12 protein-coding genes are annotated in these 12,417 nt (G+C 59.6%); 8 read left to right on the forward strand and 4 right to left on the reverse strand.

Going from position 1 to position 12,417, the window contains the following annotated elements; genetic code table 11:
* Window positions 1-50 precede the first annotated feature (50 nt).
* From ACSQ83_RS09325 to ACSQ83_RS09340, 4 genes are all read left to right on the forward strand, one after another.
* The gene (locus tag ACSQ83_RS09325; protein WP_436227935.1) at window positions 51-1,601 is read left to right on the forward strand and encodes a sugar ABC transporter ATP-binding protein; all 1,551 of its coding nucleotides are present in this window, start codon (window positions 51-53) and stop codon (window positions 1,599-1,601) included.
* The gene (locus ACSQ83_RS09330) at window positions 1,598-2,599 is read left to right on the forward strand and encodes an ABC transporter permease (RefSeq protein ID WP_436227936.1); all 1,002 of its coding nucleotides are present in this window, start codon (window positions 1,598-1,600) and stop codon (window positions 2,597-2,599) included. The genes ACSQ83_RS09325 and ACSQ83_RS09330 overlap by 4 nt, the downstream gene beginning before the upstream one ends.
* A gap of 98 nt (window positions 2,600-2,697) precedes the next feature.
* Window positions 2,698-3,696: a dihydroxyacetone kinase subunit DhaK gene (locus ACSQ83_RS09335; protein WP_436227937.1), complete on the forward strand. Its 999-nt coding sequence runs from the start codon at window positions 2,698-2,700 to the stop codon at window positions 3,694-3,696.
* A 31-nt stretch (window positions 3,697-3,727) separates the two neighbouring features.
* Window positions 3,728-4,354 (forward strand): DAK2 domain-containing protein, encoded by a 627-nt coding sequence (locus ACSQ83_RS09340; RefSeq protein ID WP_436227938.1) that lies wholly within the window; start codon window positions 3,728-3,730, stop codon window positions 4,352-4,354.
* A gap of 18 nt (window positions 4,355-4,372) precedes the next feature.
* On the opposite strand, the gene ACSQ83_RS09345 is transcribed toward ACSQ83_RS09340, so the two are convergent.
* The 3 genes from ACSQ83_RS09345 to ACSQ83_RS09355 are packed head-to-tail and all read right to left on the reverse strand — an operon-like array spanning window position 4,373 to window position 7,250.
* Window positions 4,373-5,173, reverse strand: coding sequence for an ATP-binding cassette domain-containing protein (locus ACSQ83_RS09345; RefSeq protein ID WP_414954710.1), 801 nt, complete (start codon window positions 5,171-5,173; stop codon window positions 4,373-4,375).
* Window positions 5,173-6,162 (reverse strand): ABC transporter permease, encoded by a 990-nt coding sequence (locus ACSQ83_RS09350; protein WP_436227939.1) that lies wholly within the window; start codon window positions 6,160-6,162, stop codon window positions 5,173-5,175. Before ACSQ83_RS09350 ends, ACSQ83_RS09345 begins: the two co-directional genes overlap by 1 nt.
* 8 nt (window positions 6,163-6,170) lie before the next feature.
* On the reverse strand, window positions 6,171-7,250 hold the full coding sequence (locus tag ACSQ83_RS09355; protein ID WP_414954712.1) for a sugar ABC transporter substrate-binding protein: 1,080 nt from the start codon (window positions 7,248-7,250) through the stop codon (window positions 6,171-6,173).
* A 524-nt stretch (window positions 7,251-7,774) separates the two neighbouring features.
* Here ACSQ83_RS09355 and ACSQ83_RS09360 point away from each other — a divergent pair.
* Together ACSQ83_RS09360 and ACSQ83_RS09365 are read left to right on the forward strand one after the other, a co-directional pair.
* Window positions 7,775-8,446, forward strand: coding sequence for a M24 family metallopeptidase (locus tag ACSQ83_RS09360; RefSeq protein WP_436227940.1), 672 nt, complete (start codon window positions 7,775-7,777; stop codon window positions 8,444-8,446).
* A 53-nt stretch (window positions 8,447-8,499) separates the two neighbouring features.
* On the forward strand, window positions 8,500-9,447 hold the full coding sequence (locus ACSQ83_RS09365) for a LysR family transcriptional regulator (RefSeq protein WP_436227941.1): 948 nt from the start codon (window positions 8,500-8,502) through the stop codon (window positions 9,445-9,447).
* A gap of 109 nt (window positions 9,448-9,556) precedes the next feature.
* Here the strand turns inward: ACSQ83_RS09365 and ACSQ83_RS09370 are convergent, their stop codons facing one another.
* On the reverse strand, window positions 9,557-9,739 hold the full coding sequence (locus ACSQ83_RS09370) for a hypothetical protein (RefSeq protein WP_414954715.1): 183 nt from the start codon (window positions 9,737-9,739) through the stop codon (window positions 9,557-9,559).
* A gap of 870 nt (window positions 9,740-10,609) precedes the next feature.
* On the opposite strand from ACSQ83_RS09370, the gene ACSQ83_RS09375 reads away from it, so the two are divergent.
* Together ACSQ83_RS09375 and ACSQ83_RS09380 are read left to right on the forward strand one after the other, a co-directional pair.
* Window positions 10,610-11,812, forward strand: coding sequence for an NAD-dependent formate dehydrogenase (locus ACSQ83_RS09375; protein WP_436227942.1), 1,203 nt, complete (start codon window positions 10,610-10,612; stop codon window positions 11,810-11,812).
* A 65-nt stretch (window positions 11,813-11,877) separates the two neighbouring features.
* Entirely contained in the window at window positions 11,878-12,381 is a 504-nt protein-coding gene (locus ACSQ83_RS09380; protein ID WP_414954717.1) for an HPP family protein, read from the forward strand.
* The last annotated feature ends 36 nt before the right edge of the window (window positions 12,382-12,417 follow it).

The raw sequence follows: 12,417 nt of genomic DNA on the forward strand, positions 1-12,417 counted from the left end.
TGTGCACGTGATATCGAGTGATGTTCATCGATATCCATTGAGACTCGAACATGAACAGTGAGAGGGGTCTGGACGTAAGCGATGGTGACTCCACGGCCACCACGGCCGTTGCAGCGCCGCTGCTGCGCATGGAAGGTATCGTCAAGAGCTTTCCCGGCGTCAAGGCGCTGCGAGGCGTCAGCCTTGAATTGCAGGCCGGTCACGTCATGGCTATTGTTGGTGAGAACGGTGCGGGGAAGTCGTCGTTGATCAAGACGCTCTCGGGCGCCTACGAACCGGACGAAGGCACCATCGAGATCGATGGCCGGCCTCTCGCACGCGGTACGCACGCAGCTATCGACGCCGGCGTGGCCGTGATCTATCAAGAGCTTTCGCTGGTCAACGACATGACGGTTGCCGAGAACCTGTTTCTCGGCCGGATGCCGTCACGCAGCGGTCTTGTGCTGCGTAAAAAGGCCAACGAAATGGCCCGAACAGCGCTTGCTCAAGTGGGCCTCGAAGGCGTCTCGCCATCCATGCGTCTTGGCGACCTGCCCTTGAATAAACGCCAGCTTGTCGAAGTTGCCAAGGCGCTGGCGCGCGACGCACGCATTCTCGTCATGGACGAGCCCACTGCCGCGCTGCAGCGCGAGGACATCGCCAATCTCTACGCCGTGGTCCGGCGTTTGCGCGAAGCCGGCATGGGCATCATCTTTATCTCGCATCATCTTGAAGAGGTCTTCGAACTCGCGGATTCGGCCGTCGTCATGCGCGACGGCGCAACCGTCAGCGCACGTCCGATGGCGAAGTGGACCGAGCAGGATCTGGTACAGGCCATGGTCGCGCGGAACCTGGATTCGTTCTATCCGTGGGAGCCGCGCGACTATGGTCCAGTCGTGCTGGAGGTCCGCAATCTCGCCAGTCCGCCAGTGCTGCGTAACGCTACTTTCAGCGTGCGCGCAGGCGAGATCGTGGGGATTGCTGGCATCGCCGGGGCGGGGCGCACCGAGTTGCTCAAGGCGATCTTCGGCGCACTGCCGCTAAGCGGCGGCGAAGTGCTGATACGGGGCAAAAAGGTTTCTATCGGCTCGCCGGCGGAAGGCATTCGAAATGGACTTGTTTACACGTCCGAGGATCGCAAGCTTGAAGGGCTTGTACTCGAAGCGAGCATCGAAGAAAACGTCGCGCTGTCCAGTTTGCTCGCGCTCGCCACGGGTGGCTTCGTCAGCAACACGAAAAAGCGCAAGCTCGCGCAGGAAGCCAGCGCGCGTTTCGGTGTGCGTGCGTCGTCGGTCTTGCAGATCACCGGCAATTTATCAGGCGGCAATCAGCAGAAGGTCATCCTCGGCCGCGCGACGGCCACGCAGCCGGCAGTGATCATGCTGGACGAACCCACGCGCGGTATCGATGTAGGCGCCAAGACCGAGATCTACGCGCATATGGTGTCGATGGCGCGAGCGGGCGCGGCCGTCATCATGGTCAGTTCGGAATTGCCGGAACTACTGGGCATGTCGGATCGGGTCCTGGTCATGTACCGGGGCAATATCGTCACCGAGATTCCCCGCGATAATGCGGATTCCGAAACAGTTATTCAGTGGGCTACAACAGGGGTAGGGGCATGACTTCCACGGCAGCGAACCAGGCGGATTCGGAAGCACGCTCCCGCCGCATCATCCGGCAATTGCGGACGGGTCTTGGGCCGCTGCTGGTGGCGTTGATCCTGATCTGCATCGGTTTGTCGATAGCATCGCCCGAGTTCCTGACCACCAGCACGCTCACCAACATCATGGTGCAGGTGTCCGTGGTCGGCATTGCGGCGGTCGGCGGCACCTTCGTGATCATCACGTCGGGCATCGACCTGTCGGTGGGCTCGCTGGTCGCGCTGAGCGGCATGGTCGCGGCGACCGTGATGGCGGGGTCTAGCCCCGGCAACGTGGCGCTCGGCATCGGGGGATTGGGCGTGGCGCTGGCGGTGGGTGCGCTGGTCGGCGCGCTGAATGGTTTGTCGGTCGCGTGGCTCAGGCTGGTGCCGTTCATCGTGACGCTGGCAATGATGGCCATGGCGCGTGGACTCACGCTCGCTATTTCCGATGGCCGGACCAAGTTCGACTTCCCTAACGTGTTTACTGCATTCGGTGCGAAGACGCTCGCCGGCTTGCCCGCACCGATGATCGTGATGCTGGTGGTGTTCGTGATCGGTCACGTGTTGCTGCGCAAGACGACCTTCGGGCATCAGGTGTTCGCGGTCGGCGGCAACAAGGAGGCCGCGCGGCTTGCGGGTATCCCCGTGAATCGCGTGATCTTCCTCACCTACACGCTCGCTGGGGCGACGGCGGCGGTGGCAGGCATCGTACTCGCGGGAAGGCTCAATTCGGCGCTGCCATCGGCCGCAAATGGCCTGGAACTGCAGGTGATTGCCGGGGTTGTGATCGGCGGCACCTCGCTTGCCGGCGGTCGTGGTTCGATTGTCGGCACGTTCATTGGCGTGGTGCTGATCGGCGTGATCAACGTTGGTCTGTCGCTGCTTGGCGTGAACCCGTTCTGGACGCAATTCATTCAGGGTGGCGTGATCTTCGCGGCGGTGCTGCTCGACGCCGTCAGCCAACGGCGCAAGCTTTGAACGCAGCCGTTAAAAAAAAGACGACTGAAACCCCGCGCGCCGGATGACATCGTTGTCAGATCGACCGGGAAAAACCGCGCTTCAAGGAGACGATATCCATGAAAAAAATCATCAATCAGCCCGAGAATTTTGTCGATGAAGTGATCGATGCATTGCTGCTCGCGCATCCCGGATGGATCAAGGCGGCCACCGAGGACCGACGCGCGCTGGTGCGCGCTGACGCGCCCAAGCAAGGCCGTGTCGGCATTGTGACCGGCGGCGGCTCCGGGCACATGCCGGGCTTTTTGGGGTATGTGGGCGAGGGCTTGTGCGGCGGTGTGGCCGTTGGCAATGTGTTCTCATCGCCGTCATCCGCGCAGATCTTCGAGGCCACCAAGGCAGTGAATGGCGGCGCGGGCGTGCTCTATGTGTATGGCAATTACGGCGGCGATGTCTTCAATTTCGACCTTGCATCGGACATGGCGGAGCTCGAAGGCATCGACATCAAGACTGTCGTCCTGACTGATGACGTGGCGTCTGCACCGGCTGAACGAAGCGCGGACAGGCGCGGCGTGGCCGGCATGGTGTTCGCGTTCAAGTGCGCGGGCGCAGCGGCGGAGCGGGGCGATTCACTCGACGAAGTCGCGCGCATTGCCGGCAAGGCGAATAGCCAGAGCCGCACGATGGGCGTCGGGTTGTCGCCGACTATTCTGCCCGCCGCCGGCAAGCCCACGTTCACGTTGCCCGATGGCGAGATGGAGATTGGCATCGGCATTCATGGCGAGCCGGGGTCGCATCGCGGCAAGCTGGAAACCGCCGATGAAATTGCCGACCGGCTAACCAGCGCGATCCTTCGCGATCTCGCGTTGCCGAAGGGCTCGCGCGTTGCCATTCTTGTGAACGGGCTGGGCGCGACGCCGCTGGAAGAGCTTTACGTGTTGTATCGGCGAGCGGCCGGCATGCTCGCGGACCAGGGGCTGACTATCGCGCGATCGTATGTGGGCGAGTATGTGACGAGCCTGGAAATGGCCGGGGCATCGATCACGGTGATGCAGGTTGACGATGAACTTGAAGCGCTGCTGGCAGCGCCCGCGCGCTCGCCGTTCTTTCGTGAATGACCAGCAGCTGAATTAATCAGGAGAACATGCGATGAGTGTTACCTGCAAGGAACTCCGCGAGGTGCTTGCGCGCAGCTTGGGCGCGTTGCCTGCACACGCCGATGAGCTACGCGATCTCGATGCCGCGCTGGGTGACGGGGACCTGGGCATCACGGTGTCGGCTGGCGCCGCTGCCGTCATCAAAGCGCTGGATGGTCTGCCGGAGGACGCGACCGTGGCCGATATTCTGCTCAGCGCCGGGAAGGCGTTTTCTACCGCGAACCCGTCCACCTTCGCGGCATTGACGGGTGGCGGTTTGATGGCGGCATCGAAGGTAATGGCAGGGAAGACGTCGGTCGGAAAGGCGGAGGCGCTGGAGATCGGGCGCGCGATAGCGGGGCGGATTGCCGAACGCGGGAAAGCCAAGGTCGGCGACAAGACCGTTCTCGATGCGTTGATTCCGAGCCTTGACACACTCGAGTCGTCGGCCGGTACAGCCGTTGAAATGCTTGCAGCGATGATCGCGACAGCACAGCAGCGAGTCGAAGAAACTGCTGGACTGCAATCGCAAAAGGGGCGTGCTGCGTGGGTGCAGGAGCGCAGCGTGGGGCATGCGGATCCGGGTGCGACCGCCTACTTGCGGTTCCTGGTTGCGTTGCAAGCAGCGTTTGAATCGTAGTCGTGCAATTCGGCCAGGCTAACTCGCGCCCGTTCGCATGGACCTATATTCGCGCCGCACGATATCCATTAACTCAGCCACCGACGTGCTGGCCGCTTCCCGCTCGTAAGTCACGCGGCCACGCTGCATGAGCATGACGCGATCCGCTATATCGAGCGTCTGCGCGTAGTTGTGCATGATCATGACAATGGAGAGCCCTTGCTTTTCCTTCAGCCGTAGAACCAGATCGATAATCAGTCCCGCCTCGCGCGCGCCCATTGCCGCAAGCGGTTCGTCGAGCAGCAGGATCTTTGCATTCGAATTGACCGCACGGGCAACGGCAATCGCCTGGCGTTGCCCGCCCGAAAGCTGCTCGACCGGCAGATCAACGGACGGCACGTGCACGCCAATCTCTTCCAGGCATTCTTCTGCACGCTTACGCATGGCGCTGTTATTCAACAGACGAAACGGACCACGCCGGACGATCTCCCGATTCAAAAACATGTTGTGATAAATGCTGAGCGAATTCGCCAGCGCCAGGTCTTGATAGACGCATTCAATGCCGAGCGACCGCGCATGATCGACTGAGCGAAGCAGCGTTTCTTCGTCGCCAATAAACAGCTTGCCGCCCGTCTGCTGATGGAATCCGGTAAGGATTTTGATCAGCGTCGATTTGCCCGCGCCGTTGTCGCCGAGCACGCCCAATATCTCGCCTTGCCTGAGCGTCAGCGACACGCCGTCGAGTGCGGTCACCGCGCCAAAACGTTTGACGATATCTTCACCCCGCAACGCGGCCGTCCCCGTGGTTCCCGCCGGCGCAGTTGCTGATACGTCGGCCATCAGAGGTCTCCCTTGCGTGCAAGACGGGCGATGTGGATGTTGAATATCATGGCCGCCAGGATTGCCGCGCCGAGAATCATGTTGAACGTGAACGCGTTGATGCCGATGAGCGTGAATCCATCGTTGAGTATCCCTAGAACCGCCGCGCCAATCAGTCCGCCGATGATCGTGCCCGAACCGCCGGCGAGAGGCGTGCCGCCGATCACCGCAGCGGCGACGGCGAGAAACATGATCTGGTTGCCGCCTGCCTGCGGATCGATGGACGTTATCCTGAAGCCCTCCAGGATGCCGGTGAAACCGGCAAGCAACGCAGCAATCACAAAGTTGCCGAGTTTCAGCCGCTTGACCTGAATTCCCGCTTCGCTTGCGCCTAGCTGGTTCGCGCCCGCCGCGATGGTATGCAAGCCCCATCGGGTATGGCGAAGCAAGACATGCATGACTGCAGCGATAGCAATGGTCCAGATGATTTCGCTGTATCCCCACTCGCCCATGAACGCCGAAAATATCGTGCCCTCATGGGGTGAAACCGGCGTGCCTCGTGACAGCGTCAGCGTCAGTCCATTCACGAAGAACAGCGTGCCGAGCGTGGTGACGAATGAGGGGATGCGCAGATACACCGTCACCGCGCCGTTGATCAGGCCGACCAAGCCTGCTGCCAGCAAGCCGGTCAGCAGGGCGAGCCATTCGGGCGCGCCTGCCTCGCCCGCGAAATGCATGATGAAAGGCGCAAATGCGAAGACCATGCCGGCGGAAAGATCGATCTCCCCGCCAATCATCAGCATGATTTCGCCAAAGGCGATGATGGCCACCGGCGCGATGAACTGCGAGAGGTTTTCCAGGCTCGCGCTAGTCAGCAGGAAGTCGTGGTTGGCCGTCTCGAAGTACGCGCTGAGGATCAGCGCGACCGCAAGGATGCGGATCTCGCTGGATCGCTTCAGCGCGCCCGGCCATAACCTTGGGCGCCGGTTCGCCCGAGTGGCATCCGTCACGGGAGTGGTCACCCTTTGATCGCACCCGTACGCGGCACGATCTGAGGTTTCGTGCTCTTGCCTTCATACCGCGTCTCGGTGGTCAGGTACGGGTCAACCGTGCCTTTCGTGACGAACTTCAGGCCCGTGTTGATGTTCGCCGGCCCGACTAGTCCGCCCGAGGTCAGGAAGATGAACGCTTCAAGCACGGTATAAAAACCCTGCACGTAAGGTTGCTGATCGATCGTGAAGTCGAGGAAGCCGTCGTGGATCAGCTCGACGGTGCGCGGCAACAAATCAAAGCCGCCGCCGTGCACGCCCTTAGACGGCAGGTTGGACTCCTTCATGACCTGGGCGACGCCTTGCGTGCTGCCTGCATCGACGGCGAACATGCCTTTCAGATCCTGGTGCCCAAGGAAGAACGACTTGATCTTCGAGAGTTCTTCGTTGACCGTCGCGCCGGTCGCAATGGTTTGCGTATCGATTTTCTTGCCCGATTTCTTGATCGCGTCGATTGCGCCGTCGAGCCGCGGCTGGATGTTGAGCTGGCCGGGCGTCGCGATAAACAGTGCGACGAGACCGCTATCTACCAGGCTGGCGATACGCTCGCCCATTTGATAGCCCGACAAATACAGATCCTGGCCGATATACGCGAGGCGCGGGTTAGCGCTGCCGCTGGGGGCATCGGCGTTGTAGGCAAATACCGGAATGCCTGCGTCGAGTGCTTTCTGGATCGGCGTATTAAAAGCCTTAGGGTCGACGATAGGAACCGCTATGGCGTCGGCCTTGGCGGCAATGGCCGCATTCACCGCGTTGACCATTTCGCCCACATCGGCATTGGCCGAGCCGGTCCATTGGTAATCGAATCCTAGCAACGCGGACGCATCCTGAATGCCGTATTGCGTGGGAACGAAGAAGGGGTTTGTTGTGACGTGGTTAACGAATACGATCTTCCAGCGCTTGTGTGCCGGAAACGGGGCGGCGTCCGCGGCTTGCGCCGGTGTGATCACGCCGCCTAGCATTGCCAGCGCTGCAGTCAGGCCAGCGCCTTGAAGCAATCCCCGACGCACGCTTTGTACTTCACCCAGGTCTTCCCGATCTTGTGCCATACCGATCTCCCGTGTCGTAGTTTTTGAACAACTCATTTCACCTGTTGGCGTGGCCGGAAAGGGCCGGTGCCGGGCGTCGCTACGCTCCGTGGAACTCGCATGCTCAAGGGCACGCACGGTCGAATGACGACGTATCGACATGCTAGAACAGTGGCCTGACCAATTAATCAATGTATACCCTTAACTAGTCGGACTATTTTGATGGACGGGCTAGACGGGACGTCGGAACGGAGAAGGTTCTGCGGCTCAATATTTGGGAATATCGTGCTCCGTCCTTCAGAAGTCATGGGTCTATTCCGCTTACGACCACGCTTTCGGATTGATTTCACGCTCGAGGAACTAAGCGTTGGTTGCGGTGCTTGCCAAGCAATCTATTTATGTAGGAATCCATATTTAGACGAGAACTGGATTTCTTCTCGCGAACGGCGCGACTGCGCCCCGCGCGTTGAGACTATCCGGGCGCCAGCAGGCCCCGCGTAGAATGCGATATATTTATCGGAATATAGCGAAACGGGAGAGCGTGAGTGAGCGATACCTTGCAACGAGGCCAACAACAAGCGGTCGGAGAGAAATTCGTTCTCGATTCAATGCATTACGCGCGCGACAAAACGTGGGAGGTCGTCGAACAGGTGGCGGCACGAATTCAGCCCGGAATGCTTGAGTCGGAAGCAGTGAGTGAGTGCCAGCAGGTCCTGCAGGCACTCGGGATGGAACGAATCTGGCACCCCATTCTGATCCGGTTCGGAGAAAACACCTTGCGGACGTTCAAGCAACGTTCCGAGACAGATCCGCGGCTCAAAGACGACGATATTTTTTTCGTCGATCTCGGCGTGGTCTGGATAGGGCATGAAGGCGATGCAGGCGCAACGTTCGTGGTTGGAGCAGATGCAGAGATGAAAGCGTGCGCGGATGCGGCAAAGACTGTCTTTGACGAGGTCGAGCATCATTGGCGAACGACGGGCGCCGGCGGCAAGGCGTTGTATGACTATGCGGCGGAGCGTGCGTCGGCGCTAGGGTGGAAATTGAATCTCGACATCAAAGGGCATCGCGTGAGCGATTTCCCGCACGCAATCTTCAAGGCCGGCAATCTTGGAAATTTCGATCCGCATCCGCAAGCCGGGCTCTGGATCCTGGAGATCCAGCTTGCTCACCCTACAAGGCCGTTCGGCTCGTTCTATGAGGACCTGCTTGCCTGATTAACGTCGGTAAGGTCGGTAAGGTCGGCGAAGAAACGCTAACAAAGGACGCAATGTTCATTCGGCAACTTGAGTATCTCGTCACGTTGGCGCGCGAAAAACATTTCGCGCGCGCAGCAGAAGCCTGTCACGTTTCCCAGCCCGCGCTGTCGTCGGCCATTCGTACGCTGGAGGCCGAACTAGGGCTGGTGATTGTCGAGCGGACACGGCGCTTCGTAGGTTTCACCGAGGATGGTGAGCGTGTGCTTGGCTGGGCGAGGCAAACGCTCGCGTCGCTTCAGAACATGCGGCAGGATGCGTCCGCCGCGCAGGTTAACCTGATCGGGACACTTCGTATTGGCGCGATTCCGACCGTCATGCCGGTGACCACCAGCATGCTTGCGCCGTGCATGCGTGAGCATCCGCATATGCACTACGAGGTGCGCTCGCTCAGCTCTGATTCCATCCTGCGTCAGCTGGACGAGCATGAACTCGATGTTGGCCTGACGTATCTCGACGAGCAGGTGCAGGCGGGGTTCAGCGTATTGCCGCTCTATTTCGAACGCTATCTGGTGTTGTCGCCTCCGGGCGCGGGCGAGAGGTTCGATGCAGGCACGGTGCAATGGAGCAATGTGGATGGATTACCGCTCGGGCTGTTGACCGCCACCATGCAGAACCGGCAGGTGATCAATGCTGCGTTTCGGCGCGAGAGCGTCCAGCCTAGGGTCGTTTTGGAAACCGACTCGCTTCTGTCTCTCTATGCGCACGTTCAGCATGCTGGACTGTTCAGTGTGTTTCCGCATAGCCTTCTGAGTGTCCTGCCTGCGGGCAGTGGCGTGCGTGCATCGCTTTTATTGCCGGAGTTGACGCGTGGAATTGGTCTTATTGCGCGCAATCGTAATACGCTGCCGCCACTTGTTGCCGCCATATGGAAAGCGGCCGAGCAACTTGATCTGCAACGAGAGTTTGACGCATTGTTGCCGGAGGCGGCCCGTGTTTCGTCGGGCCTGGTCACTGTTTAATGTGCTTGCGCGGTTGTTCTGTAGGTGGGTTGGCGTTGGGCCGATGTTTTGTTGTTCGGCGCGGTCGTTAGCGGTTGGGGGGCCAGGTTTTTGAGGTTGGAGGTCGGGGTCAGTGCTGGGTTGCTGCTTTCCAGGTTTTTGCGCGTTTTACGTTAGCTGTTTTCTTTATCACTATTAGCCACTGCGCGTGGCGGCGCGTCATTTCTTTGTCCAAAGCGACAAAGAAACGAAGCAAAGAAAGCGCTTTTAACAGCACTACCCTAAGTGTCCACAGCGTGCAGTTTTGATTCATGGGTGCCCCAAAAGCACGGTGCTCGCCAGAGCACAGGATGTGTGAACCCCTCCTTCTCGCGAATCCTGACAGTAAAACGCTTCGCCCCGTACGCTCTCGGGCTAGCACTAGCGACTGAACCTGCCCAAGGAGCGCCCCGCGCTATCCGCGGAAAACCTTCCACCGAATTGGTACGCATGCCGAATCATTTTTTAAACCACCTGCAGAATGCATAAGGCCTAACCCGGCAAATAACAATGCAAACTCTTAGCTAACCCGCGAAGCACCACAGCGGCGAGTACGGGTGGGGCCGTGCGGATTCGTGGGGCAAGGGTGCTTGCCCGAGAGCGTACGGGGCGAAGCGTTTTACTGTCAGGATTCGCGAGAAGGAGGGGTTCACACATCCGGTGCTCTGGCGAGCACCGTGCTTTTCGGGTACCAATGAAATAAAACTGCACGCTGTGGACACTTAATTTTTAGAGAGGTGAAAGCGTTTTCTTTGCTTCGTTTCTTTGTCGCTTTGGACAAAGAAATGACGCGCCGCCACGCGCAGTGGCTAATAGTGATAAAGAAATGAGCCAACATAAAACGCGCGAAGGCCTGGAGAGCAGCAACCCGGCATTGAACCCGACCGCTAACGCTGAAAACCCACCCCGCCCAAACCCGCCCCATCCCCGTCCGAGTGCGAACGAATTCAAAATCAAAACACCAACAACGTTCCACGCGAGCCATCATAAGAACCGCTTATCGCCTGATCCATCCAAACGATTGGACCCTTCGCACAGGCTTCGCGACACTGTCCTCGGTCGACGTGCCAGCCCACGTATCGACCAAGTCGGAGCCGCAACATCGGCGCTGGTGTTATCCAAATCAGAGTGGAGTGAGACAGACATGGCCAAGGTTCTATGCGTTTTATACGACGATCCCGTCGACGGAATGCCGAAGAAATACGCCCGGGACGACGTGCCCGCCATCACCAAGTATCACGACGGACAAAGCGCCCCGACACCGAAGGCAATCGACTTCAAGCCGGGCGAATTGCTGGGCAGCGTATCCGGCGAACTAGGCTTGCGCAAATTCCTCGAATCGCAGGGACATACCCTGGTTGTCACGTCCGACAAGGACGGTCCCAACTCCACGTTCGAACGTGAACTGGAAGATGCGGAGATCGTTATTTCGCAACCGTTCTGGCCAGCGTACCTGACCGCCGAACGGATCGCTCGTGCACCCAAGCTCAAGCTCGCGCTGACAGCAGGAATCGGGTCGGATCACGTCGATTTGCAGGCAGCCATTGATCGCGGCATCACGGTCGCCGAAGTGACGTTTTGCAACAGCATCAGCGTGGCCGAGCATGTCGTGATGATGATCCTGTCGCAGGTCCGTAACTATCTGCCGTCGCATGAATGGGTCAAGAAGGGCGGCTGGAATATTGCCGATTGTGTCTCGCGTGCTTACGATCTTGAAGGGATGAACGTGGGGACCGTGGCGGCCGGGCGCATCGGCGCGGCAGTGTTGCGCCGCCTCAAGCCCTTCGACGTCAAACTGCACTACACCGACCGCCATCGTTTGCCGGAAGCAGTCGAGCGCGAGCTTGGCGCGACGTGGCACCCTACTGCTGAATCAATGGCAAAGGTCTGCGATATCGTGACCATCAACTGCCCGCTGCACCCGGAAACGGAGCATCTTTTCGACGAGAAGATGATCAGCAAGATGAAGCGCGGCGCATACATCATCAACACGGCGCGCGGGAAGATCGTGGATCGTGACGCCATTGTGCGTGCGCTGGAATCCGGCCAGCTTGCAGGCTATGCAGGCGACGTCTGGTTCCCGCAGCCGGCTCCGAGCGATCATCCGTGGCGCACCATGCCGCATCAGGGCATGACGCCGCATACGTCAGGTACGACGCTTTCAGCTCAGGCACGTTACGCCGCAGGCACGCGCGAGATCCTTGAATGCTGGTTCGCTAATGAACCCATTCGCGAAGAGTATCTGATCGTCGATGGTGGACGTCTCGCGGGCGTAGGCGCACATTCGTACAGCGCAGGCAATGCGACCTCGGGCTCGGAAGAGGCGGCCCGCTACAAGAAGGCTTAACGCCGTGGGCACGCTGGTCTGCTTGATCGAGACCGGCGTGCGCATTTCCCTGGGCTTTAAATACAATGAACGAACAGATCGCCCGCACGGCGCCCCCAGTTCCTTTAGCGCCATTCAAACAAGCGGCATTTGGTTTCCTGGGTGGTTTTCTGGCGATTGGCGTGGTCTCGCTGCTAGGGCACTTGACGAGCAGTCCGTTGTTGATCGCGCCATTCGGTGCATCGAGCGTCTTGTTATTCGGCGCACCCGATAGTCCATTTGCGCAGCCCCGCAACCTCGTATTCGGACACCTGCTTTCCACTGCCGTCGGGTTGGCGGTGTTCTGGTTCGCCGGTCCGGGGATCTGGCAAATGGCGTTGTCCGTTGGGCTCGCTATTGCCTTGATGCAGCTTACGCGATGCGTGCATCCTCCCGCGGGCGCTGATCCGCTGGTGATCATGCTTAGCGGCAACGCCTCAATAGGATTCTTTTTTGTCCCGGTCCTAAGCGGCGTTTGCGTGCTGCTAGTGATCGCTTTGCTGTTCAATAACGTTGTGCGCGGCCGGCGATGGCCCGAACGCTGGTCCTGACATGGCAGGCCGGAAGCGGCAGCGTGTTGTCGCTTC

The sequence above is a fragment of the Caballeronia sp. LjRoot29 genome (genome assembly GCF_964252755.1).
Lineage (GTDB): Bacteria > Pseudomonadota > Gammaproteobacteria > Burkholderiales > Burkholderiaceae > Caballeronia.